Here is a 25,575-nt window from a genome sequence, read left to right on the forward strand (position 1 = left end):
CACTCAACCTAAACAAGTTTATGAGACATAGGATCTGGATTTAGATCAGCGTTCAAAAGACAATTCTTAAAACCGAAACCGGGAAACAATTTTCTCCATCGAATCGGAAACTGCTTTTAGGTGATTTGCTTCTTCGGAAATTTCTTTAAACGTGGTAGAAATTTTAGAATGGTTTTCCCATAACTCTTGTAAGTTGGAATTGGATTCTTCAGTATATCCTGTTTGCAATTTCATTTCCTCGGTGATTTGCTCCGCGTCTTTTTGAAACTCCCCTACAAGTTTTTTTAACGATTTAACATTTTCAGAACCGGTTTCACTTGTGCGGCCGAACATCTGTACCACTCTCGAAATTTCTTCAAACTTAGATTTTACATCTTCATTGGTAGAGATGATTTCTTTCATTGATTCCAAACTTTCTTTAGAGGCGACTTGGGATAATTTTACCACTCTTTTGATCTCCTCGATATTTTTTGCAGTTTCATCAGCAAGGCGAGAAACCTCTCCCGCCACCACAGCAAAACCACGTCCCATAGTTCCTGCCCTGGCTGCTTCAATTGATGCATTGAGTGATAATAGATTTACTCGGTCAGAAATATCTTCCACAATGGAGATTGTAGCTTTGATATTTTCACTCATCTGATTCATTATTTCTACCTTTTCATAAGCCGATTGAATGGCGTCCTTTGCTACTTGTATTGTGCCAATCGAATGGACAGTGTTTAGTGCCAAAGCTTCTGCTTTTTCTGATAGGTCCGTCATTTCATCCGTGACTCGCGTAAGTTCTGTTACCAAGAAATTTGTTTTATCTTTTTGGGAAAGAACACGTTCATAGGTTGCCTTAGAAAGATTTTGGATCTGATTAACGGATTCAAACGTTGAGTCTAATTTTGTTTTTTCAGAACTAACCTGCGTATCGATCACGCTGCCCTTGTCCAAAATTAGTCGAGATGTTTCTAGAAGTGAAAATGCTTCGTCTTTAGCTGTCCGAAAGTATTGTCGCAAAGACTCCATAAATAAGTTTAATTTTGTAATCGTATGACTTAGGTTTGTAGCTGAAAGTTGCGGAATGGTTTCTGACAACTCCCCTTTAGATAGTTTTTCAATAGAATAATTTAGATTACCAATATCTTCCTTCAAGGATTTACTTCCAACATAAGCTGCATAAATAATGATTACAATCATCATTATAAACACAATGGGCATTTGATAAAACCAGTAAGGAGACCTAAACTCAGTAAGTAAAATTAGGAACAAATAATAACCCAATGTCAACATTGGCAAAAGTGCAACGGCAACCATCGTAAATAAGTTTCTTTGAAAAACACCAAAAATTCGAATTTTAGTTTCATCCAAAAGTACAGCCGATAGTTCTTTTGCTTTTAAAACTGGACTTAAATAAACCTCCGTTTGGAAATAAAAAGCCAGATAGATAATGGGAGAAAGCATGATACAGGCATAAGGTAAGGCTAAAATTTCCTTCCAAGGCAGACCAAGAAAGGTAACAGCCATAAAAGAAAATCCAAAAATTGAAACTGCCCACCGAATGAGAATCACACGACCTTCCCAATGTGGATGTTCCAATAGACCTTTTTTTATCGCTGCAAGTGCATTTGCCTCTAAATCCTTAGTAAAGTTAAGTAATACCTTTAATCTTTTGTTTCTAAGAGTAATCCCAATCACCAAAGGAACTAATGAAAGGAGTGTGCCAAGAATTCCTAATTTGATAAGTGTATCTGTATCAAAACGGGAGGCAAATAAACAAAAGTTTATAAAATAGGGAAAAATTAATAGATATAAAGGAGCCTCAATCGCAACCGTCAATTTTCGGATGAGTAAGTTTTGATTCATTTGCTTTTAATCCACCATTTCATTTGGTCAATGTTTCTGGAAATCCAAGGAGACTTCATCCACTTTCGTATTTTTTTTGTCAGGAATCAATATTGGTAACTGTTCAGGATTCTATTTTCTGCCAATTGTAGGCAAAATTTAGGTAGATTTAAGTTCCAAAATGGAAATTTCCGAAGGTGCACCTAGCCGAAAAGGAGGACCCCAATACCCAGTCCCTCGACTAACATAAATTAGCGAATCCTTATATCTATGTAATCCAGAGACAAATTTTTGCGCAAAATAAATTAGTATATTACCTGGGAAAAATTGGCCACCATGTGTATGACCCGAAATTTGTAAGTCGAATCCAACCTCACTTGCTTCATAAATACTGTTGGGTTGGTGGGCGAGTAAAATCTTATAATCGCATTTTTCTCCGCCTTCCATCGCTTTTTTGGGATTTGTTTGGTGCGATCGGATTATTTTCCCGGCAGAAAGATCCGTCACTCCAGCCATAAGCAATTTTGATTCACCCACTGAGAGAATCTGGTTTTGGTTTAGCAAAACATTTACACCTAACTTTTGTATCTCGGGAAGCCAGGACAATACTCCTGAATAGTATTCATGATTGCCTGTGACATAGAAAGTGCCATATTTTGATTGGATGTTACCTAAAGGCTTTAAATGATGTTTGAGAGTAGTCACTGGGCCATCCACTAAATCTCCGGTAATCACAACAACATCTGGTTTTTGAAAATTGATTCTTTTTACTACTCTTTCTAAAAATCTACCTTTGATTGTTGGTCCAATATGTACATCAGAGATTTGAACTATCTTAAAATCTACCAAATCAGGATGAAGATCTTTCACTGGGACTGACACTCGTTTGTATAACAAACGGACATGTGCATTAAAAAACCCAAGAGAACTGAGTGCTGTTGCCGCTACTATGGTTGAAAAAGCCAAACTAAAGTTTTTTACCTCAGTGACCCCATCTAAAGGAAATCCAAAATGAACCAAACTTGAAAATAACATCCGAGAATAATCTGTGATGATCCCAAGGTCCATCCAACGCAAAAAATCCATTAGAAGAACGAGGGTAAAGAGAATCGAAAAAAAGCCAAAATTAGTAAAAGTAACATAGGCAAAAAAAGTCTGCGTTTTTTCCCGTTTTGTGATCCGACTCAGCGCATAAGTCAAAGGAACTAGTAAGACTAGTATTCCAATTCCGAATAAAACCAAAGTCACCACTGGCCCATTGAGTGAAAGACCTGAAATCAAACGAAAGGTAGAATAATAATAGATAAATCCAAGTAAGGATGTCAGAACGGACAAAAATAAAAAGAATGCTTTCAATCGAGTTACCTTATCCTTTGGACATGATTTGAATCGTGAAAGTTGCCGATAATTATGCGGAAGGTAGAGAATGAAAGAAAAAGACAAGGTTAGAACGAAGTCCGATGTAATTTTAATCGGTGCAGGTATCATGAGCGCCACTTTAGGTGTTCTACTAAAGGAACTAGCACCCCACCTAACAATTACTGTATTAGAAAGATTGGATGCTGCTGCTCGCGAAAGTTCCAATGCTTGGAACAATGCGGGAACCGGACACTCTGCATTTTGTGAACTCAATTATACGATCGAAAATGAAGACGGCACAATTCAAACAAAAAAGGCACTTCAAATTGCCGAATGGTTTGAAATATCTAAAGAATTTTGGGGTTATTTGGCAGGAACCAAACGAATATTAGATGCAGATGAATTCATTCACTCCGTTCCTCATTATAGTTTTGTTTGGGGAAAAGAAAATGTGTCCTTTCTTCGCAAACGTTTTGATGCTTTAAAAAAATATGAGCTCTTCAAAGAGCTGATTTATTCGGAAGATGAAAAAACATTAACCGAATGGTTGCCTTTAGTTATGAAGGGCAGAGACAATTCCGAACCAATTGCAGCAACCAAAATGGAGTTAGGAACAGATGTCAACTTTGGCACCTTAACGAGAGCCATGTTTCGGTATTTAGAAAGTCTCCCTGGTGTACACGTCCATTACTTCGAAGATGTTAAGGATTTGGAACGTGCAGAAAATGGATACTGGCACTTAACTTCGAATCATTTACAAACACATGAGAAGGAACACCATGAAGCGAAGTTCGTGTTCATTGGAGCTGGCGGTGGAAGTCTTCCTCTTTTGGAAAAATCAGATATTCCTGAAGCATCTGGTTTCGGAGGATTTCCGGTAAGTGGTCAATGGTTACGCTGTCGCAATCGCGAAGTAATCAAACAACATTTTGCAAAAGTATATGGAAAAGCGGACGTGGGTTCACCTCCAATGTCTGTGCCTCACTTGGACACAAGAATCATAGAAGGGAAAAAAGAATTGTTATTTGGTCCTTATGCTGGTTTTACAACGAAGTTTTTAAAAAAAGGATCGTATTTAGATTTAGTAAAATCGTTAGAGTTTGATAATATATTTCCAATGTTATCTGCAGGAATGCACAACCTACCATTAACAAAGTATTTAATTAGCCAAGCCATACAATCTCATGAAGATCGAATTGCTGCTCTACGAGAATATTTCCCAGAAGTAAAATCGGAAGATTGGGAACTGGTTGTAGCGGGTCAACGCGTACAAGTGATCAAAAAAGATGAAGAAGAAGGAGGAGTCCTTGAATTTGGTACGGAAGTAGTTGCGGCAAAAGATGGTTCATTAGCTGCATTACTCGGTGCCAGTCCAGGTGCTTCCACATCAGTTTCCATTATGTTAGAAGTACTAGCTGATTGTTTTCCAAAAGAAATGTCATCGATTGAGTGGAAATCAAAACTAAAAGAAATGATTCCTAGTTTCGGGGAATCTATGAAAGACAATCCTGAAGTTTGTAGAATCAGTCGATTGAATACTGCCAAACTTTTAGAATTAAATCAAAAAACAAACGTTAGTTCCCAAGTTACTATTTAAATAACGATTGAGTTTCGATAGACTACCGCTTTATTTGTTTTTCTTTCGAAGCTCAATCACCACCTTTTCTTTTGATTCCACATTGTATAAAGCGGATCCTTGTGTGGAATCTATAATTCTTTTTGGATTTACACCTTTTTCTCGAAGCACTCGCGAAATTGCTTTAGACCGTTCAAATCCGAGATCATAGTTTTCATAATTACCAGGAAGATCTTCCTTGAATGGTGATGTATAAGTGATCACCAAAATATCAAAATCTTTATATTCGTTTTCTAAACTACGTGCAATGGCATCTAACCTAGCTCGACCTTCCAAATGTATTCTACTAGATGGAAGATCAAAAATCTCACTCGCTAAAAACACAAAACGTTCTAATTTAGTTTCTGTAACCGGTTCTTTGTTTTGGTATGGTATTTCAGGACCAACGGATTCTACTACGTTTGATTGTAAGTTCTCTGGTTCGGAAATAACTGTGTTGTTATCAGTGAGTGAAAAACTTAATCCTAAACCTAACTTAACAAACGTTTCTTCGTAGTTTCCTTTATTTCGATGTCCTGAACTAGGAGGCTCGTATTTTACAATATAAACATTCGAATGTTCCACCTCTGCACTAAGGAAAAATAGGGAATCAAAATGATACCTAAAACCGACTGCTCCAAAAATTCTATTTAAAGTGCCACCATACAATTGTTCATACCCAACTCCTCCACCGGCTCGAACGTAAGGATCAAAAACATTGTTTGGAAAGAAGTGGAAGAAAAAATTCAGATCTCCTGAATTACCACTAAAAACAGTCCTTCTTTTTTGAACTACAAGGTCATAAGTATCACCTAAATTCAAGTTTTCTAATTGCGAATTTACATTTGTTCCCATAAAAGAAAGTAGTATAATATTCCGTTCTTCGATTGCTCTGAAATAAGAAGAAGTAATCGTTTGATTAGAATAGGAAAGCCCAATTCCAAAGTAACGAAATAAACCATACTCAAATCCTAATTCCCCACCGTGGCCGGAAAGTTCCGTGCGGTTTTTTACAAACTCAGAATAAATGATATAATTACCAACTCGATAACTGGTATCAACAAAAGGGGAATTCAACATTAGAAAATTAGGTTGGTTTGTGATCTCTACTGATTTTTCCAAACTTCCAGAATGATTTCCTAATCCAAAAGATCCGAAACCATAAAAAACCAAACTCCCCTGATCAAAACCTTCGCCGTACAAGGTGAAAGTCGAAAAAGTTAAAAAAATTACAACATAAACGTATAAATTTTTCCACTTCATTTTCTGCATGGATGATCGTTCCGGCACTTGAAAGTTTAATCAAGTCGAATTTTTTATATAACCTTGTCACAAACATACGGCTTTCACTCGTCTTGGTATCGAGGTATCAAAATGAAACCAAAAATATTAATCCTTGGCGCAGGTTATGCTGGAATATTAGCTGCCAATCGTTTGGCAAAACAAACCAAAGATGCGGAAATTCAAATCGTTTCGGAATCAACAGAATTTAAAGAAAGAATTCGTTTCCATGAATTTGCAAGTAAAGGTTTTGATAAAAAAGTAAAAATCAAAGACCTACTTCGAACAGGTATTAATTTTTTACAGGCAAAGGTGAAACAAATTAGCCCCTATGAAAATAGCATAGAAATAGAAAACAGTTCCCAATGTCTAAGGTATGACTATTTAGTCGTAGCTCTCGGAAGTTCTCAAATTCATCAAATACATAATGAAGAAAATTCCATTCAGTCCAGCGAATCAGTCTCTGAATTTATAAAAAAATACAATCAAAAGGAAATTCAAAAACTTTGTATTATTGGCGGTGGTCTTACTGGAATTGAAATGGCTTCTGAATGGAAATATTTTCATCCCAATACATCCGTATCCGTCATCGACAAAAACGAGTTAGGTTCAACTTTTTCAAAAAAAGGGAAAACATATTTGCGAACTTACCTTTTGAAAAATGGAATTCAGGTTTTTGATAAAACTAAAATTTATATGATTAGCGAAAAGGAAATCACTTTAGAAGATAAGAACAAACTTACCTTTGATTGTATTATCAACTGTAGTGGATTTAAATCTTCGAATCTCGCAAAAGAAGCGGGTTTTTCCACCAATGCACAAAACCAAATTTATGTAGATCCATATTTACGATCACTTACTTTCCAAAATGTTTTTGTTGCAGGAGACTCTGCCTACTTAGAAAACTCGATCTTACGTATGGGTTGTGTCACAGCATTGCCGATGGGTGCCTATATTGCCGACCAAATTGCAAAAATGATTAGAGGGAAAAAAGTATCTCCCTTTTCATTTCAGTTTGTTGGACGTTGTGTTTCTCTGGGCAGAAAAGAAGGATTAATTCAACTTACTTATGGAAATGATAAACCAAAAGAATGGATTCTTACCGGAAAATGGGGTGCAGTGATTAAAGAACTAGTGAATCGATTCACCATTTTTTCATTATTGATGGAGAAACTACTACCTTTCCGATTTTACTTTTGGCCCAAAGGAAATCCTATACAACAAAAAGAAATAGTTTTACCAAAAACAATGTTCATCGGGACATAAAATTGTGGATGATTTAGAATTATTTTTAAGCTGGAAACATTATATTTTTTCAATCGCATATAGAATTACAGGAAGTTATGTGGATGCAGAAGATATTGTTCAGGAGAGTTACCTAAGATGGCTCTCCGCAGACAAACGTTCAATCCAAAACCATAAATCATATTTGGGAAGTATTGCAGCAAGACTTGCTTTTGATCTCTTAAAAAAAGCATCCAGAAAAAAAGAAACCTATATTGGACCATATTTACCTGAGCCGATACCAGAAACAGCTGATACTTTGGATGATGAAAAAATCAACTTTGCTTTTTTAGTTATTTTAGAAACTCTGAATCCAACCGAAAGAGCAGTTTTCATATTACGAGAGTTATTTGATTTTGATTATGAAACCATTGCTTCCATTGTTGGAAAAAATACAGACAATTGTAGACAAATTCTAAGCCGTGCTCGTTTAGCCGTCCAATCGAGAAAGAAAAAATTTGATCCAGATCCCAAACTACATTCAAAACTTCTTCTCGAATTTAGTTTTGCTTGTTACAGTCAAGATACAAAATCTCTCACGAATTTGTTACGTGAGGATGTGATCGCATTTTCAGATGGAGGTGGAAAGATACACGCAGCAAGGATTCCTATTCCTGGTATTCGCAGAGTAATTTCACTCATGATAAGGACCACTAAGAAAGCAGCAAAATCCACAGAAGTATTTTTTGGTTATGCCAACGGCTCACCTGCTATCATTGGTTATTCCCAAGAGGAACCAAGTTTCGTTCAAATATTTACTATAGAAGGCAAGAAAATCGACAGAATTTATAATTTAGTAAATCCTGATAAGCTAAAAGGCTTTCGAAACAAAGAAAACTTAATGAAATTAGGATATCTACGAAAACCTACCTTCTGGGAATGGACTTTATACCAATTGTATCACTTAATTTCACTCCATTAAAACACAAAGATTTCCCTCCTTTCTTTCGTCTTATTATAAAGACAATGAAGAGATTAATACGATTCTTCCTGTTGATTTTACTCTTCACAACACTGAGCCGTTGTGACCAAAGAAACGTTTCTACTATACCTTTCGCCAAAAAAGCTGTGTTAGATCTTCGCCATTGGAACTTTGAAACAATGGGAAATGTTCCACTCAATGGAGAATGGAGAATCGACTGGCAAAACTGGGATCCTCAAAAAGATTCTACTTCGCAAGAATATACAATCGTTCCTGGACATTGGACCAATTCTAATTCTAAAAAATATCCTACCGGTTATGCAACGCTTAGCCTTATCATTTTAGTATCCGAAAATACCAAAGGTTTGTATTTACAAAACGGTATTACTCGGAACGCATTCGAAATTCTGATTCAAAACAATTTGGTTTACCAATCGGGATCCATTGGAAAAAGTTATACTTCAGAAATTCCAAACTTAAACATCCAAACCATCGCCATTCCCGATTCAAAAAATCAAGAAATACAATTATCTTTAAAAATTTCATGTTTCCATTATCATGTTTGCGGTGTCGCAACTCCTTATACCTTAGGCACCCATTCGGAAATCAACAAATTGTATCTTGAAACTGTCAGTAGAGACATTATCGTATTTGCCTCTCTATTCACTTTAGCTTTCTTTCATTTTGTATTGTATCTATTTTGGAGGGATGAAAAAACTCATATTTACTTTGCTGTAGTCTGTTTTTTAGCTGCAATCCGTTTACTCAGTATCGGAGAAACTAGAATCATTTACAATTACCTACCTCCAGGTATATACGAAACGATAGTTAGGTTAAATGGCGTTAGTTTCGTCCTACTTTATCTATCTTTTGTTTTATATGTGAAAGAGATTTATAATTCCCCGAAATATAGATTTGTATACCGAACCAATTTCATCATTGCACTTATATTATTTTTTGCCTTACCTTTAGATATCATTCTTTATTCGAAATTTCTAGCAATACATTTGATTCTTTCTCTCGTCGGCCTTTTGGGGTTACTATACCCAATCATCCACGGTGTGATTCTAAAAAAACCAGGTAGCAAATTCTTCTTATTTTCAGTGGTTGCTACAATCACTTTATTCTCTTTAGATATACTTACTGAATTTGCAAAAAGAGGAATTCCCTATCTTGCACAATATGGATTTTTAGTATTTGGACTTTCCCAAGCTCTCTTCATTGCAGAACGGATGATTGAAAACTTTAGAAACAAAGAAAGACTAAAACAAGAAAAAGAAAATGCGGAAGCAAAAGTAAACTTCAAAACATCTTTTCTTTCAACTATGAGCCATGAAATTAGAACTCCCATGAATGGAATTCTAGGAATGACTCAAATGTTGCAACAAACAGAATTATCAGATGAACAAAAAGAATATTTAAACTTAATACAATTCAGCGGAGACAATCTTTTATTATTAGTTAACGATATTTTAGATTTAACAAAATTAGAATCAGGTCAATTTGAATTACATTTAGAACCTGTGTCTGTACGTAAACTTCTACATGATTGTATCAACATTTTCAAAACCCAATTGGACAAAAATAAATTAAATGTTGAATTAGAATTTATTAACGAACTTCCCACCTTCTTAATGACAGACCAAAGACGATTTGCACAAATCCTAACAAACTTACTAAGTAATGCAGTGAAATTCACTGAAGAAGGAAGTATATTGATTACAGTAGAATCAGTTCCTATTTATGAAAGAAAGATACGTCTTAAAGTTTCAGTGAAAGATACAGGAATAGGAATACCTGAAGAACGTATGGGAAATTTATTCCAACCGTTTTCTCAAGTACATTCCCATCTAACGGAAAAAACAGTTGGCACTGGACTCGGACTTGCGATAACCAAAAAATTAATCGAAGAATTGGGAGGCTCCATCTTTGTAAACAGTGTTTATGGAAGAGGTTCTAATTTTACTTTCCATTTTGAGGCAGAAATAAGTTCCGAATTGAATGAAAGGAACACAATAACATCGCAGAATGAGTTAATTAAAAAAACCAATTGGGATTCTAAGTTGGCAGAAAAATATCCATTAAAAATTTTAATTGCTGATGATGATCCAATTAACCAAAAAGTAACAAGTCTCTTTTTAAAAAAACTAGGTTATACCGCCTTACAAGCTGAAAATGGAGAAAAAACTTTAGATATGGTTCGCACCTATTTACCAGATCTTGTTTTCCTTGATATTCAAATGCCTGACATGGACGGAATTACTGTCACAAGATGCGTTCGCAAATCCGAAACCATTCCCAAACAACCAGTGATCATTGCTCTTACAGCTAATGTTTTGGAAGAAGAAAAACAAAGATGCCTTTCAGGCGGCATGGATGATTTTATGACAAAACCTCTTTTATTACATGATTTAGATTTTATGATACGAAAATGGGCCAAAAAAGATTTAACACCGTCCAATCTTTAAGGACAATATTTTGGCTACAACTCTTGGCAAACTTCCACATGGAGAATTACTCCAACGTATCTCAAAATCAGAACATTTTCAATCTGGTAGCTTCAAAAACATAGAACATACGGAAATGTTAGCACCTAACAGTTCCTACTGGAAAATGGCCATTAAATATTGGCAAAAACCCAATTCTATTCGTCCTTCATCCCCAATCCCCTCTTCGAAAATCAATTTAAAAGAATTAGATTCTACAAAGCCACAGTACATTTGGTTCGGCCATTCCTCATACCTTTTAGTGGCTGAAGGAAAAACTATTTTAGTTGATCCTGTTTTTTCAGGTTATGCTTCTCCTTTCTCTTTTGCAGTACAATCCTTTGAAGGCACTGATGTATATCTGCCAGAAGATATGCCAGATTTGGACATTCTTATTATCACCCATGATCACTACGACCACTTAGATTACGAAACAATGATAAGGTTACACCAGAGAACTAAAAAAATCATCGTACCGTTAGGTGTTTCTGCTCATTTACTATCTTGGGGAGTGCCTTTAGAAAAAATTATTGAATTAGATTGGTTTGAGTCCAAAGAAATTACCACTGCTCTAAGTATAACCGCAACACCGACTAGACATTTTTCTGGACGAAGTGTACTCCGAAACAAAAGTTTATGGTGTTCCTATGTATTAAAAATTGGCGAATATAAAGTATTTATCGGTGGTGATTCAGGTTACGGAACTATTTTTGAAACTATTGGAAAAAACTATGGTCCATTTGATTTGGCATTTTTAGAATGTGGACAATACGGGGATGATTGGCCATTCATTCATATGCGTCCCGAAGAAACGGCTCTGGCAGCAGCTAACATTGGCGCAAAGTCTTTTGTCCCCGTTCATTGGGGAAAATTTATTTTGTCACTACATCCTTGGAACGACCCAATCAAACGAGTTCTTGTAGCTTCCCAAACTATGAAACTCAATTTACAAGTTCCCAAAATAGGAGAAAGTTTTGCCTTCAAAGGTTCAGGAAGTGTAGATGGTTGGTGGAATTTTCAGTGACAAAAAGATCATAAGTTAAAATGATTAGATCCATTTCGTATGGATCACTTAAAATGAAAAATGCACTTGTGGTTGGAGCTACTTCCGACATTGGAATTTATATCACAGAATCTCTCGCAAAACGAGGATTTTCACTATCTTTAACTGGAAGAAACAAACAAAAGTTAAGTGTATTAAAATCCAAAATCCTATTAAATTATATGGTTTCAGTAGATATTTATGAATGGGATGTTACTAAATTTTCATTACACCAAAACTTTTACCAAGAACTTTCCCAAAAACCAGATATTGTTTTTTTTGTTGTAGGTTATTACGAAAACCAGACCAAAGCAAGAGAAAACCAAAACGAACTCTTAGAGACCATTCAAGTAAATTATTCTGCTGTTGTTTCACTTATAAATATAATTTCTTTGGATATGGAAAAAAGAAATACAGGAACAATTGTAGCCATTAGTTCTGTAGCAGGAGATCGGGGAAGGCAAATGAATTTTATTTATGGAAGTGCAAAAGCTGGTCTTACTACTTATCTTTCTGGACTCAGGTCCCTTTTGTATTCGAAAGGAGTCTATATCACAACTATCCAATTGGGACCTGTTTATACAAAAATGTCCGATGGGCATAATCTAATACCTTGGCTCACCTTACAACCACAGGTGGCCGCAGAACTTATTGTAAAAGCAGGGTTATCTAAAAAGGATTTAATTTATATCCGTTGGCCTTGGCGTTTCATCATGATGGCAATTCGTATGATTCCTGAATGGATCTTCAAACGGCTACCTCCATTTTAGTCAAAATACAAAATCCATAAAAACACGTTGCGATTCACAGACTTATTAAAGAAAAGAAATAGTTTAAGAATGTAAAATCCCATCTTCAAACTAATTTATTTTAACTTTTGATACTGGATAATCAATGCGTCGGAATTGGATCCAATCCCTTCTATTCGAGATACAACCATTCCCTCTTTTGAAACTAAACTGTAAACGGCAGAATGGTTAAACTCTCCATTGGATATTTTTTTATAATTGATTCCAAGTACCACTGACAACATACGAATGTCCTCTTCCTTGCCCGATAAAAGAGTCCAATTTTCGTTTAAATTCATTTTCTTTTTATATGCGCTAAGGACCGCCGGATTGTCCTTTTCGGAATCAAAACTAACAAGAACTATACGAGGGTCTTTCCCTGTTTTTTCAGCTATTTTTTTAGAAAGTTGTCCTATATCTGCCACAAGTCTTGGACAAATAGATTGGCAAGTAGCATAAAACATACTAATAATGAAAAGAGAACCCTTAAACTCCTTCAATGTGATCGTTTGGTTGGATTCGGTTGTCCACTTTGAACCCAAATCAAATAAACTTCCTTGGGCCGCATCACTAGAAGCCAAAACATGATCGTCTCCATGATGGTGGTGGCCACTCGAATTCTGATCGTCACAGCCAAAACTAAACCCGAAAGTAATGAATAAGATAATTAGTTTTATCCTAGTTTGAAATTTCATAGTGGATTATCCTTAATGTTATTATCTGAAGCACATCGAAATCCTAAATATTTTGCAGTATACCATCCTTTTAAGCCGGCTCGATAACCATAACGCATGTAAGATGCATAATTGGAAAAGTCATTGGCTTTCAAAGATCCACCACCACAAAAAAGGTTACTTTCTAAATCGCTATCTTGTCTTGAATCTCCGGTGACAGAAGTATTATTAAAATCAAACACCCACTCCCAAATCATTCCATGTTGGTCATAAACACCATGACTATTTTTGTATTTACCTACAGATGGTAGGTACTCTGGTTTTTGTTCTCCATACCAACCAAGTATGACAGATTCCATTGCTTTTTTGCTTTTACCTGCCTGTGGAACACTTGCGGTATATTCCCATTCTGATTCCAAAGGCAAACGTTTCCCCTTCCATTGGCAAAAAGCATTGGCACTAAACCATGAAACATAGGTTACAGGGGAATTTGCACTCCGATTGTCTGGAACCATTCTCTTCCAATCACCTAAATAACCACCATCAGCAAATAAGGAAGATACTTTTCCTTTTCTCCATTCAGGATTAGCTTTTAAAAATTCAAAATACTCTTTTTGTGTGACTGGATACTCGTCCAAATAAAAACTTTTGATCTTAATTGTTTCGCCTAACTTTGCATTTGTGTCTTTTAAAAACGGTTTCCAATTCCCCGCAGGAATTTTTACCATCTCTGCGGAAAGAGAAACCGAAATAAAAATACAAATAAAAAGTGAAGGCTTCATGTTTGTAAAAAATCGTTTATTAACTTATTTTACTTCAGCTTCCGAAACCATAATTCCTTTATTTCCCCATTGGTTATAAACATAACTAAGGACACTTGCGATCTCTTCATTGGTTAGTTCTAAATGAGGCATTACGTTATTGTATTTTTGTCCATTTACCGTGATTGGTCCATTGAGTCCTTTTTTCAAAATTTGAATCGCACGTGCTTTGTCAGCATTTAGAAAATCAGACTTTGCCAGAGGAGGAAATACTCCAGTCACACCTTGCCCTTCTTTCATATGGCAAGCAGCACAAACCGATTTATATACCCTTTCTCCATTTGCCAAAATTTCTTTTGGAGTACTTGCTGATACTTTGGGTTTGACTTCGGTAACCATTCTTTGAATGGCTGGGCCTTCTGGAAGGTAAACTGTATCGTCTTGTTTCCCAGAATAAACTGTTGCATTTGGTTCGCCTTCCACTTTTAACATACCAAGCGAACCTTTGTTAAATGTTCTAAAAATTGAATGATCAACAAGAATCAAAGTGCCTGGAACATCTACTTTAAAATCCACAATGGCAGAACCGCCCGCTGGAATGAGTGTGGTTTGTACATTTTTTTGGTTAGCAAGTGCTCCCCCTTCTGTATACACGTTGTCAAAAATTTCACCAATGACATGAAAAGAGGAAACTAAATTTGGCCCACCATTCCCAACAAACAATCTAACAGTTTCTCCTACTTTAGCAGTGATGGCTCTGTCTTCTACAAGGGAACCCACAGATCCATTAAATACAACATAATCGGGAATTTCCGTAATGGCTTTTTCCATACTGAATGGTTGGAGACCTGGTTCACCATTTTTTCCTTTTGTATAAAATTCACTTTGCACTACATAATATTCCTTATCCACCTTAGGAAGATCATCCTTAGGTTGTACAAAAATTAGACCGTACATTCCGTTCGCAATATGCATTCCCACAGGGGAAGTAGCGCAGTGGTATACAAACAATCCTGGGTTTAATGCCTTAAAAGAAAATTTAGAAGCATGACCTGGAATGGTAAGTGAGGCAGCAGCACCTCCTCCTGGCCCTGTGACTGCATGTAAATCGATGTTATGTGGCATTTTACTTGTAGGATGGTTTTTTAGGTGAAATTCTACCTCATCCCCTTCTCTCACTCGGATCATAGGGCCTGGAACCGATCCTCCAAATGTCCAAAATGTATATTCAACACCATCCGCAAGCCTACCCACAACTTCCACAGTTTCAATATTAACAACGACTTTGGCTTCACTCGTTCTTTCAATATGAGGAGGGACTTCTGGGGCATAAGTGAGTTTTGCCTCTTCTGTTTTTGGTCCCGAACAAACAGGGAATAAACTGATTATCAGCATAAAAACTAAATAAACTTTTAAGGTTTTTGGTTTCGGTAGTTTTGTAAGCATTTCCGTATCCTTTCTCTTCATTCTAAATCGAAATTGTTAAAACCGTCATTGACACAAATCAATAAAATCGTTGGCAAACGATAAACAATTCACAAAATCTAAGGATATAGAAGTATTTTTTTAGTGGTTCTGGAATTTCTGATTTAATCCAAATAGAAATTCTAAATCGACGGAATCGAAACTAGCTGAAATAATGGTTTGGTGCCCCATGACTTTAGATCCACTCACTAGCCTAAGTAAGTTTCGTAGCTTACTCCATATTTCTTCCATTTTGAATGCAAACCTAGATTTGCACCAACTCCTTCCTTTAATTATGTTATATTCTAAAGATCTATTAGAAGCTGAAGCAAGTTCACTTTTCCTTTTAGAAGATGAAGAATTTTTGTATTGCGAAGTAGCGTTAGGAGAAAAGGGCGAAATCATTCAACAGTATGCTAGGTTAGAGTTAGGTGAGGGAATTGTGGGGATGGTTGCCAAAGAGAAAAAACCTATAGCTTTGGAAGACGCCTATAAAGATCCAAGATTCAATGCTAGTATGGACAAACGTACGGGTTTTAAAACAAAATCCCTTATTTGTGTTCCGCTTTTTGTGGAAGAAAGACTTATCGGCACTCTTGAAGTCATCAATAAAACGAACAATAGGTTATTTGATTCATCCGATTTGGAATATCTGATTTCCTTGTCTGAAGTGGCAGCCACTGCCATCCAAAATGCCAATACTAAAGACAGTTTAGACAAACGTATTCTGGAATTATCATTGTTAAATGAATTTGAAAGATTATCCGTTTCTGAAAAAAGTTTAAACGAACTTGGAAAATGGATTCTGAATCGAGTTTTAGAATACCTCGGAGCAACTTCTGGAACCATTTACCTTGCCAATGCAGAAAAACAAGAATTAAGTATCCTTTCCGCAAAAGGAATTCCAGAAGATGCTTATGATCAAATAAAAGTTCCTTATGGAACTGGTGTTTCCGGTTGGGTAGCAGAAAAAAAGGAAAGCCTACTTATCCATAATCTTGATTTAGATCCGCGATATAATAAACTTTCTCCATACAAATTTGAATCTAAATCTTTGATATCAGCGCCACTTATTTTTCAAGATGAACTTCTTGGTGTCATTAGTATCAATAACAAACTATCTGGATACGCCTTTCAACATTCTGATTTAGATTTACTTACGAATATTGCCGCAAGACTGAGTAGCACGATTAAAAATGCTCAACTTTTCCATCAAATTGTGGACACAGGAAAAGAACTGAACCGTGCCAAAAATATTATGAAAAAAATAATGCCATCCACATTACCTAGTTCCGACAAACTGGCGTACGGTGTAGCGCATATTCCTTTGGAACAAGTGGGAGGTGATTTTTACGATGTTTCAGAATTGGAAGATTCTAAATTTTCGATTTTGATAGCAGATATCTCCGGACATGGACTTTCGGCAGCAGTTCTTGCGGCAATGGCACATATGGTGTTAAAAAATTTTGAACAAGACATCAAACTTAGCCCATCTCTGTTTTTAACCACCCTAAACCACATGTTATATGGAAAATTGGCAGGAAACTTTCTCACTGCATTTTATGGAATTATTGATCTAAAAAATAATACAATTCTTTGTGCGAACGCAGGCCACCACGCACCATTTTTATTGGATAAAAAGGACTCACCTATAATTCAGTTAGATGTGAAAGGAAAAATATTGGGACTTATTCCCGATTTATTTTATGAGGAAAAAACGTTTCCTTTTTTACCTGGAAACCGACTGGTAATGTACACTGATGGAATCACAGAACATATGTCCAAGGATCATAACAAACGTTATGATGAAGAATTGTTCCAAAATGCAGTTCTAAAAACTAAATCATTAGACACACAAAATTCAGCAAATCACTTGATCCAAGCAGCCAAAGACCATGTAGGATTCAATGATTTTGCTGACGATGTAACGATTCTTCTTGTGGATCGCATTTAAAAATACAGATCCACTATTTGTTGTTTTCGTTTCAGAAAACTTACTTGATTTGTCTTTTTTAGAATGAAATTTCCAAAACTTCCGTTTCTCCCGTATGGTAATGTTCTACTAAATCCATAATTTTTTTTGGTTCAGATACTACTAAAGAACTTTTTTCTTGTAATGTTTCTGATTTATACGCAATCACTTGTGCTTGTTCCGAAAGTCCAAGTAGAATATTAGAAATTTGTTTTGAAGCTAAATTTGCTTCTAATACTGATTGGTCAATTTGTTTTACTTGGTCTTCCACCGAGTCTAACTTGAGTTTCACTCTGGTTGACTCTTGTAAATCATGATACAATGATGCTGCCACTTTCTTTAGAATCGACTTCATTTCACTAAACAAGTCAGCGACGGAGAATACTTCCGTAGAGGCTTCGTTTACTTTAAGGGATGTTTCTTTAATCACCGTTAAAGTTTCATCTACATAATTTTTTATTTCTTCCACGGAAACTGCAATTTGTTCATTTAAACCCATCATCTCTTTAGCCACTATGGCAAAACCCGCGCCCGAATGTCCTGCCCTTGCTGCTTCAATTGAGGCATTCAATGAAAGTAAGTTTGTTCTATCGGCAATTTCTGAAATAATAGAAACAATATTTAAAATTTTACTTGAGACATGTTTGATAGCCTCCATACCTTCTAACGATTCAGAAATTTTTTGTTTTCCAGCATCAGCTTTTTGAGTTGATCTTGTGGACAAGTCGTCCAAGCCTTTCAAAGCATTCTGAGTTCCTTTCAAATTTTGATTCACTGCATTCATATAATCTTTCATGTCTGACATGATGACCGAATGACTTGCAGTAATTTGTTTGATATTATCAAGTGCGGAAGTCAATTCCTCCATACAGGCAGCAGCTTCTTCACTTCCCGATGCCATCGAATGTGTGGAACTAAAAAAATGGTCGGTAAGGTCCGTTAATTCCTTGGAAATACGAATGGATGCATCTGTTGCTTTTTGGATTTGCGAGACGATTCCCCAAAGATTAATGCTCATACTTTTCATTGACAGTAACATTATTTTTACTTCGTCTCGACTATCATTCTGAAAATGATCAGGATATTGAAACCTTCCCGAGGAAACGGAGATTACAGATTCTGTGGCTTTCTGTAATTTTTGATTTTTTTGCCTGAGAACCAATACAAATGAAATTGCGATTCCTAACTGCATTAAAAGTAACAAACTACAAATAAGAGGTTTATCGTAAATTTGCAATGAAAGTAAACTTAAAAAAGGAATAGAACTTAACAAAACAAAAGTTAATTCATGTACTTTGATCGAACGTATGTTCTTAGAAATTTTCTTTTTTTTATTTAACGAATAAGGTTTTTCACCTAATCTTCGATATAATTTTTCGTAATAGTCCTTCTTTGCATCCGCTAATTTTTTACGCACAGATACAAAACCAATTACTTGCCTTCTTTCGTTTAAAATGGGTGTGATCGTTGCGTCTACCCAGTAATAATTACCTGATTTGGCCCTATTTTTAACAGCTCCTGTCCAGGGGAGTCCTACTTTGATAAAATCCCAAAGCTCTTCAAATACCACTTTTGGCATGTCGGGATGTCTGACAATATTATGAGGTTTCCCGATCATTTCTTCTACAGAATATTCGGAAATTCTTGCAAAGTCAGGCGATACATAGGTAATCAAACCTTTAGTATCGGTACGAGAAATTATGACGTCCTTTTCGGTCAGAGCATTTTCAACGAAATTTACATTTGCATTTTTCAATTCTATTTCCCTCAACTAACATAGCTAAAGTTAATTAAATTAGAATTGGAATCAACCCCGTTGTTTATTTTTTATACAAAGTTGGTCTTGATATTTGTCAATGGAGGATAAGGGAAACTACGAATTTAAACTTTCGCAGTATTTAAGGAAATTTCTATTTTCCAAACTTCTCGAAATATTGATTATATTTGAGATAAACTATTAAGGAGTGTTTCGAATTTTTTTTCAGACATTAGTTCATGAGTTAAAAACTTTCCCTCATAATAAATTCCCAAAGTTCCAAACGGACTCCCAAACGTTTGAGCTTCTTTATGATTTTTCAATTTTTTGATATCCACAGGGATTTTTTTCTTTTTGGATAAATTGGCAAGTAACAAAACATACTCTTCCATAAATGGACACTGGTTCGAATAAATAAATGTTAATCCTTTTTTATGAGTATTAATTTTATTTTTAGAGTGTTCCAAAAAGAACGGTAATTTTGTATTTTGATTTAGCTTTAAGAGAAGTAATTCAAAATATGGAGGTGCTGTATCCACCAGTTCAAACCCATGTTTCAAATAGAATTTTTTGTCAGTTAGATATGGCTTTACTTGGTTACTGGTAACGACAACAATCCCATCCATTTTTTTCTGTTTTGCATCGAAGATACACTCATTCAGCAATTGAGTGGAAAAACCTTTTCCCTTAAATTGACCCGAAACCCAAAGACAATGGATCACCATAAAATTTTTTCCTCCAATAGGTTTCCATGATTTCTCAACAGGTATATATTCAATAAACACCTTGCCCCTTTCATCCAATCGTTTAAAAACAAGGCCTTCTTCAAATGAATCCCGCATCCAATTTTTTTTGGACTCTGCCCTAGTTTTATTTTTAATATCGTTTCCAAGGGCACAACAAATATGCTCTACATCAATATTGTTTTGATCTATGGAAATTATCTTCATTGTAATGCCTTTGAAACCAATTGACTAAAAAACCAAACTACTGTTTAATTTGAATATAAGGCACCTACACAAGTCCCGCAAATATCCGAATCGGCATTTGCTGATTTTGCTACGGCAACTCTGATTTTTTTTAAATCCAACCTTTGGGATGATTTTTCCATTGTATGTTTGGAAGGATCGAAACCACAAGGAAAGGATTTTATTCCTCCCTTCTCTACTTGGATATGTGCTAATTCTACATTTTCATAACGAATGAGTGTGTACAAACTTTAACCTCTTGTCTATTCAGAATCATTTTTCAACCAGTAGAAACCAATACAATGAGAAAAATAATCAAAAATATTCTATGATACAAAATTTGAGAATTATAAATACTTATCAATGAGACTCGAACTACAATTAAATACTTTTGCTCACGTATACGCATTCATAAAAATGACTACGAACGGTTTTCTTTACAAAACATTTTCATAAAAAACATGATAGTTATTTCTTAGCGAAATTAACATTAGCATAAAACAGAAGCTACTCATTGGATTTAAAACCAGAAATATTCCTTTCTAAAAATTTATAGTAGATTATTTTACAAATGGGAAGAAGTTTTATTATACTAAATGAATTATATCCTAGAAAGGTTTTTAACTAAAACGGCAGGACTCATTATAACTTTTTCTGCGGAATATTTTAAAATCAATTTCACAAGCAGTTTATACACAAATATCACATTTTCAGTTTTATTAGCGGTATTAATCTACGGTTGGTTCAATCTATTAAGAAAAAAAGAAAAACACAATCACTCAACTTTCGATTTTATTTTTCTTAATTCCCCAAATTTGCTACATATTAAAATACCCAAGGCCAGTTTAACCCAAGATTTCTTATTTTCTATTGTTGAATTTATCAATAATTGCAAACCAGAAGAAGTGACTTTTTATTTTTCCGAAACGGCTGAATTTTCAGATTCTTTTAAAATAACAAAAACCGAAAATCAACTGCTTCTATTTTTTTACTCAAAAAAAACAAACCTCGATTCATTTTCTAAAGAGTTAAATGATCATGGAATCAAGACGCAAGTAAAACTAAGTCTAAATCAAAAAATAGGCAATGTGCAAACATCTATAAATGACTTATTTCCACAGGAGCTAAACTTAATACATTTGTTAATCGTAAAAAGATTAAAAGTAAAAAACGAATACATATTTGTAAATAACAGCGATATCTATATCTACAATTATTTAAACAAACTTTTCTCAAATTGAATTATTGGATTTACCATCTAAACAAAAATAACATTCCAATTTGAATATGCTAAATTTTTTCTCCGTTCTCCAACTTTTTAATGATTTCCTTAATACGTTTTTCTCTAGTTTCTGTTTTTTTAGCAGTGTGAAGTCGAAATCCAATAGAGAAAAGACTGGTTTTGCCTAGTTCCTTAAAGGACTTTTCTGCTTTTTTGTTTTCACTAAGTTCCAATAAAAAATCATCTGGCACCGACATTTTACTTGGTGAATCGTATGCCTTATCCCATCTGCCATCTGCTTTCGCTTTTTCGACAGCTGCTATGCCTGCAGGTTTCATTTTACCGAGTTTGATTAATCTTTCCACATGTCCAATGTTAACTTTTGACCAAATGCTTTTTGAAGTTCTCGGAGAAAACTTTTGCAACCAGGACTCTTCATCAAACTTTTGTTTTTGACTATCTATCCAACCATAACAAAGTGCAACGTCTAGTGCTTCTGCATAACTGACAGTTTTGATTCCAGAATCTTTTTTGAATATTTTTAACCAAATTCCATTAGAAAGGCCATGATTTTTATCCAGCCATTCTTCAAATTTATTTTGTGTTTTAAATTCTTTTGTTGGTATCGTATTCAATTGATTCATACCTATTTCATTTTCCTATTTTGTTCCATTTCTTAGCCGGCAACTAAACAACTACTACATCGTATTTTGTAGTTACCTTTACCCTTTGTATACAGGACAATGTTATGCGTAGTTATTGATTTTATTTATTACCTGAGCCTATAGAATGAATTAAATCACCCATACTTTTAATTTCTGGCAAAGCAGATTGGATCACAAAAGCAATAAAAGTGAAGATAGTAAGTAATATTAAAAATGGTTTAATTGTATTTTTCAAAACCACACCATACCAACCAATTTGTTGGTAATTTTGCATTTTTTTGTAAATAAAAGTCATGGTAAAAGATTCAAAAACTAATTCAGAAAGAAAAATTGGAGAGATAAATATAACATATCCAAATATTATCAAAACTGAAAGAGTCAGTATAAGAATAAGTATAATTAAAAAAGCTTGTTCATGTTCGAATAAAAAATCATAGGGGGCAGATGAGATATTTACATCTAAACAACTCGATAATTTATTAGAATCAATTCTCAAGATATTTATTGATTCATCTGGATGAAGATTCATTCCCTTAAAAGCAAAAAATATCCAAATTTTCAGGAACAGAAAAAAAGAAAAATACCCCACAAAAATAGCGATTGGATATCGAAAATACATTTTAGTAATCCCAAAATTTAATAAGCTAATAGAGCAGAGTGTTGTGCATATAAAAGTCGCACTCAAAATCACAAACATCTGGAATCTAGGATTTCCTCTTTTTAATAAAATCGCTTTGATTTGATCTATTTGTTTGATCTTTGGATTCTCTATTCTTTCTTTTTTAGTTAGTTTCATTATTTTTTTCAAAAACTACTTATAACGAAATAGGTTTATCGATGTTGTCAGCCGACATTTGCTTCCTTCTTTTTTATATCTTTTATTAACAATACCAAATAAAGGATTATGTAAAATATAAATATATAGAAAGTAATTGAGTTGATAATTTCAAATTTCCCAAAGAATGCGTCAATCAGGGCTGATGGTATGATTGCTAAAAAAATAATCCCATTTAGTGAATTTTTATAATTCTCTTCCGCATTTTTTATATTCTTAAATAAGTTATAGAAAATTGAGATTATAAAAATTTCTATTTTTCTTATTATAAATTGAAATAGAATCATAACCAAAAATCCCAAAATAATGGCAGGTATGGTTCCCAGCTTTATCCATTGTTGGATATTTTCACTTGTGAAATCCCAATCGCCGAAAGTGCCTGCAGGAAAAGATCTTATTTCGCCGGATTTCCTAACTACACTTATGTGTTTACTTGAAATAATTACAGAATTAACAGGCAAATCATTAGGAATGGATTCGGAGCAATGAACGAAATATAGTGCAAGTCCAGATTCTTCATCTTCATATTTAGAATCGCACTCAATCTCTGTTTCAACATTTCCATTCAAAATCTTGAAAGCAGGAAAGTCGTCGAAATATTTATCAGGATTTGCGAAGAAAAAAAACGATGCAAAGAGCATTGAAAAAAAACCAGGAATTGCAATCAAAATTGCCAAATACAAAATATCAGTTTTGGTTCCAATATTATGGTTTTGTTTCGCATGTTTTAAACCTAGGGTAGGTATAAAAGCAAGATATACGCTTTTTAAAAAATTAATGGTTTGATTCATTTTATCTCCTTTTGCTCATTTTAAAAAAATCAGCCTAAATTCGCAACAATACTAGACTGACCAACCCTCCAAATCGCGAAGCCTACAAGTGCAGGCTGTTATACGCAGAGTGAATGTTGAAATCATATAACCATAGATTCATTTTGTCTCTATTTTTATTATTGAATTTAAAAATTAACAAATCTAACAGTGTATAGACAATTTATCTCATCGATTTTATTTTGTTGAAACTGGATTTCCTTGTTTATGATTCTGTTTTCAATTCCAGATAAATGTAAATTTCTTTCATAAATGATTTGATCTTTAAGTTCTGTTTTTGTAGATTCATCCAATTTGCATTCATGTTCAAATTTGGCTATATTGTATTCAATCAGATAGAAGTATTCACGTGGGTTATTGTTTAAATTCGTAATTTCACCACATTCTACAAGATTTATTAAGAAATATTTCGGTATTCTTTCCATCAAAAGGTAGATGGAACCTGTAGAAATATAAACCAGTGTTAAAAGAGGATGAACAAAATATCCTAAAGATCCTGCAACGACAGTGTCAAATGTGACTCCACTGTAAAATAAATACTTTCCATTGGTTGTATTTTCTTTTTCTACCGCATTTTCATTCAATGCAGGTTTATTTACGAAAAGTTTCGAACAGAATGTCTTATCATTTTTCTCTTCTTTATAATCAAGATGGAATTTAATTCTAAGCGAAGAACTTACACCAAAACATGAGTATAATAATAACATTATTATATATGGAATCAAAAATTTCATTATGTTTGAATTATTTCGCATAACGAACCAGACTTACCGAAGTTGTCCGACCCTGAGTCTCAACAGGACGTTAGGGACTGGCACGTAGCTTGCGTACGCAAGGCGAGTGCCAGAAGCCTATGTGTCGTAGACCGAGCGAGGGCGCAAGTCCCGAAGCGAAGCGTTTCCACGCTGTTATGCGAAGTCTCTTATTTTAAAGAAGGGGTTTTAGACTTTCTATCTAATTCATCTTTCTCTACAATTCTTGTTTTATAAATTTCATGTAGCGATTGATGTTTTTTTAGAATTAGTTCAAAATCATTTTTACTTTCTTGTTCTAACTCGGTTTTAATTTTTCTAACTTCTGTTATAATTAAATCATCCATTATGAAATCTCCATTAAAGCTTCCGGCGTAATAAGCAAGGGTGTTTTTAAATTTAGTTCTAAATTCAAGTCAATTAATGCACTTTGAGTTCTCGGGTTAGAAATGTGTTTCATATTCCAACTTAAAAGTTACTCAACTTCATAAAATGAAGCATACGCAATATGAATTGTATAATATTTAGATTTTTCTGGAATGTTTAATTTTGAAAAATATTTGTCAGCAAGAGCCATAATTTCAACTTTTTCAGCTAAAATTGGCAAATTTCCGGATGCTTTTAATCTTTTATCAGCTTCGAGTTGGTTTCCCTTTGAAATTTCTTCAATTACGGCTAGAGAGATAAAGCAGTCAAATTTACTCATTTCCTCTTCCCACCAGTCAATTGTTGTTTCTTGACGAGATAAAGTGCGAATATCTTTAGAAAGTTTTGCCGTATAGTAGCTTATTACTGAAGTTTCAATATAGACTCGACTTTTCATCTACCAGAACAGTTTAACTTTGTGAACTTAGTGTAAAGATTAAAAATTTCCATTTTTTGAGTTATTTCTGTTAAGGAAAATTTTTTAAGAGATTTCGTATAACGAATTAGACTAACCGACGTAGGCTGGCCCTGAGTCCCGGACGGGACGTTAGGGACTGGAACGACGCTTGCTCAAGCAAGAGGAGTGCCAGAAGCCTATGTGTCGCAGACCGAGCGAGGGCGTAAGTCCCGAAGCGAAGCGGTTAGT

23 protein-coding genes are annotated in these 25,575 nt (G+C 34.7%); 8 read left to right on the plus strand and 15 right to left on the minus strand.

All coding sequences use genetic code 11. The features are described 5' to 3' along the window. Positions 1 to 66 precede the first annotated feature (66 nt). The gene (locus EHQ31_RS06380) at positions 67 to 1,848 is read right to left on the minus strand and encodes a methyl-accepting chemotaxis protein (RefSeq protein ID WP_135570614.1); all 1,782 of its coding nucleotides are present in this window, start codon (positions 1,846 to 1,848) and stop codon (positions 67 to 69) included. 138 nt (positions 1,849 to 1,986) lie between these two features. After that, entirely contained in the window at positions 1,987 to 3,183 is a 1,197-nt protein-coding gene (locus tag EHQ31_RS06385) for a metallophosphoesterase (protein ID WP_135570617.1), read from the minus strand. Positions 3,184 to 3,253: 70 nt separating this feature from the next. Here EHQ31_RS06385 and EHQ31_RS06390 point away from each other — a divergent pair, with 70 nt between their 5' ends. Continuing rightward, positions 3,254 to 4,783, plus strand: a complete 1,530-nt coding sequence (locus EHQ31_RS06390; RefSeq protein ID WP_135570619.1) for a malate:quinone oxidoreductase — start codon at positions 3,254 to 3,256, stop codon at positions 4,781 to 4,783. Positions 4,784 to 4,813: 30 nt separating this feature from the next. Here EHQ31_RS06390 and EHQ31_RS06395 read toward each other — a convergent pair whose 3' ends face one another. Further along, complete coding sequence (locus tag EHQ31_RS06395) at positions 4,814 to 6,073, minus strand: OmpA family protein (RefSeq protein WP_135570621.1); 1,260 nt, start codon at positions 6,071 to 6,073, stop codon at positions 4,814 to 4,816. Between the two features lie 102 nt (positions 6,074 to 6,175). Between EHQ31_RS06395 and EHQ31_RS06400 the strand changes: the two genes are divergently transcribed. The 5 genes from EHQ31_RS06400 (at position 6,176) to EHQ31_RS06420 (ending at position 12,586) form a co-directional block, all read left to right on the plus strand. After that, the gene (locus tag EHQ31_RS06400) at positions 6,176 to 7,348 is read left to right on the plus strand and encodes an NAD(P)/FAD-dependent oxidoreductase (RefSeq protein WP_135570623.1); all 1,173 of its coding nucleotides are present in this window, start codon (positions 6,176 to 6,178) and stop codon (positions 7,346 to 7,348) included. Between the two features lie 4 nt (positions 7,349 to 7,352). Beyond that, on the plus strand, positions 7,353 to 8,288 hold the full coding sequence (locus EHQ31_RS06405) for a sigma-70 family RNA polymerase sigma factor (protein ID WP_135570625.1): 936 nt from the start codon (positions 7,353 to 7,355) through the stop codon (positions 8,286 to 8,288). A gap of 179 nt (positions 8,289 to 8,467) precedes the next feature. Then, complete coding sequence (locus EHQ31_RS06410) at positions 8,468 to 10,756, plus strand: ATP-binding protein (protein WP_135571021.1); 2,289 nt, start codon at positions 8,468 to 8,470, stop codon at positions 10,754 to 10,756. Positions 10,757 to 10,766: 10 nt separating this feature from the next. Continuing rightward, positions 10,767 to 11,798 carry an MBL fold metallo-hydrolase gene (locus EHQ31_RS06415; RefSeq protein ID WP_135570627.1) on the plus strand — a complete coding sequence of 344 codons (1,032 nt, stop codon included), beginning with the start codon at positions 10,767 to 10,769 and terminating at the stop codon, positions 11,796 to 11,798. Positions 11,799 to 11,851: 53 nt separating this feature from the next. Then, positions 11,852 to 12,586: an SDR family NAD(P)-dependent oxidoreductase gene (locus tag EHQ31_RS06420; RefSeq protein WP_135571023.1), complete on the plus strand. Its 735-nt coding sequence runs from the start codon at positions 11,852 to 11,854 to the stop codon at positions 12,584 to 12,586. A gap of 95 nt (positions 12,587 to 12,681) precedes the next feature. Here the strand turns inward: EHQ31_RS06420 and EHQ31_RS06425 are convergent, their stop codons facing one another. From EHQ31_RS06425 to nirK, 3 genes are read right to left on the minus strand one after another with little or no spacing between them, the layout of a single operon-like run. Further along, the gene (locus EHQ31_RS06425; protein WP_135570629.1) at positions 12,682 to 13,299 is read right to left on the minus strand and encodes an SCO family protein; all 618 of its coding nucleotides are present in this window, start codon (positions 13,297 to 13,299) and stop codon (positions 12,682 to 12,684) included. Continuing rightward, entirely contained in the window at positions 13,296 to 14,060 is a 765-nt protein-coding gene (locus tag EHQ31_RS06430) for a formylglycine-generating enzyme family protein (protein ID WP_135570631.1), read from the minus strand. Before EHQ31_RS06430 ends, EHQ31_RS06425 begins: the two co-directional genes overlap by 4 nt. Positions 14,061 to 14,084: 24 nt before the next feature. Then, positions 14,085 to 15,485 carry a copper-containing nitrite reductase gene (gene nirK / locus EHQ31_RS06435; RefSeq protein ID WP_208652720.1) on the minus strand — a complete coding sequence of 467 codons (1,401 nt, stop codon included), beginning with the start codon at positions 15,483 to 15,485 and terminating at the stop codon, positions 14,085 to 14,087. Between the two features lie 208 nt (positions 15,486 to 15,693). On the opposite strand from nirK, the gene EHQ31_RS06440 reads away from it, so the two are divergent. Then, entirely contained in the window at positions 15,694 to 17,457 is a 1,764-nt protein-coding gene (locus EHQ31_RS06440) for a GAF domain-containing SpoIIE family protein phosphatase (protein WP_135570635.1), read from the plus strand. Positions 17,458 to 17,515: 58 nt separating this feature from the next. On the opposite strand, the gene EHQ31_RS06445 is transcribed toward EHQ31_RS06440, so the two are convergent. The 3 genes from EHQ31_RS06445 to EHQ31_RS06455 form a co-directional block, all read right to left on the minus strand. Next, positions 17,516 to 19,231: a methyl-accepting chemotaxis protein gene (locus EHQ31_RS06445; protein WP_208652721.1), complete on the minus strand. Its 1,716-nt coding sequence runs from the start codon at positions 19,229 to 19,231 to the stop codon at positions 17,516 to 17,518. A gap of 182 nt (positions 19,232 to 19,413) precedes the next feature. Beyond that, positions 19,414 to 20,181, minus strand: coding sequence for a GNAT family N-acetyltransferase (locus EHQ31_RS06450; RefSeq protein ID WP_135570639.1), 768 nt, complete (start codon positions 20,179 to 20,181; stop codon positions 19,414 to 19,416). Positions 20,182 to 20,225: 44 nt separating this feature from the next. After that, positions 20,226 to 20,447, minus strand: a complete 222-nt coding sequence (locus EHQ31_RS06455) for a hypothetical protein (protein WP_135570640.1) — start codon at positions 20,445 to 20,447, stop codon at positions 20,226 to 20,228. Between the two features lie 348 nt (positions 20,448 to 20,795). On the opposite strand from EHQ31_RS06455, the gene EHQ31_RS06460 reads away from it, so the two are divergent. After that, a complete protein-coding gene (locus tag EHQ31_RS06460) occupies positions 20,796 to 21,440 on the plus strand; it encodes a hypothetical protein (protein ID WP_135570642.1) in 645 nt (214 codons plus the stop codon). Positions 21,441 to 21,489: 49 nt separating this feature from the next. Here the strand turns inward: EHQ31_RS06460 and EHQ31_RS06465 are convergent, their stop codons facing one another. The 6 genes from EHQ31_RS06465 to EHQ31_RS06485 all read right to left on the minus strand — a co-directional run bounded on the left by EHQ31_RS06465 (position 21,490) and on the right by EHQ31_RS06485 (position 25,326). Next, positions 21,490 to 22,065 carry a YdeI/OmpD-associated family protein gene (locus EHQ31_RS06465; RefSeq protein ID WP_135570644.1) on the minus strand — a complete coding sequence of 192 codons (576 nt, stop codon included), beginning with the start codon at positions 22,063 to 22,065 and terminating at the stop codon, positions 21,490 to 21,492. 121 nt (positions 22,066 to 22,186) lie between these two features. After that, positions 22,187 to 22,882 carry a hypothetical protein gene (locus EHQ31_RS06470; RefSeq protein ID WP_135570646.1) on the minus strand — a complete coding sequence of 232 codons (696 nt, stop codon included), beginning with the start codon at positions 22,880 to 22,882 and terminating at the stop codon, positions 22,187 to 22,189. 47 nt (positions 22,883 to 22,929) lie between these two features. Beyond that, a complete protein-coding gene (locus tag EHQ31_RS06475) occupies positions 22,930 to 23,712 on the minus strand; it encodes a DUF1189 family protein (RefSeq protein WP_135570648.1) in 783 nt (260 codons plus the stop codon). Positions 23,713 to 23,879: 167 nt separating this feature from the next. Then, positions 23,880 to 24,485: a hypothetical protein gene (locus EHQ31_RS06480; RefSeq protein ID WP_135582924.1), complete on the minus strand. Its 606-nt coding sequence runs from the start codon at positions 24,483 to 24,485 to the stop codon at positions 23,880 to 23,882. A 188-nt stretch (positions 24,486 to 24,673) separates the two neighbouring features. Beyond that, a complete protein-coding gene (locus EHQ31_RS18805) occupies positions 24,674 to 24,850 on the minus strand; it encodes a hypothetical protein (protein WP_167481638.1) in 177 nt (58 codons plus the stop codon). 128 nt (positions 24,851 to 24,978) lie between these two features. Further along, positions 24,979 to 25,326: a PIN domain-containing protein gene (locus tag EHQ31_RS06485; protein WP_244247281.1), complete on the minus strand. Its 348-nt coding sequence runs from the start codon at positions 25,324 to 25,326 to the stop codon at positions 24,979 to 24,981. Positions 25,327 to 25,575: the final 249 nt, after the last annotated feature.

Source organism: Leptospira montravelensis (assembly GCF_004770045.1).
GTDB lineage: Bacteria > Spirochaetota > Leptospiria > Leptospirales > Leptospiraceae > Leptospira_A > Leptospira_A montravelensis.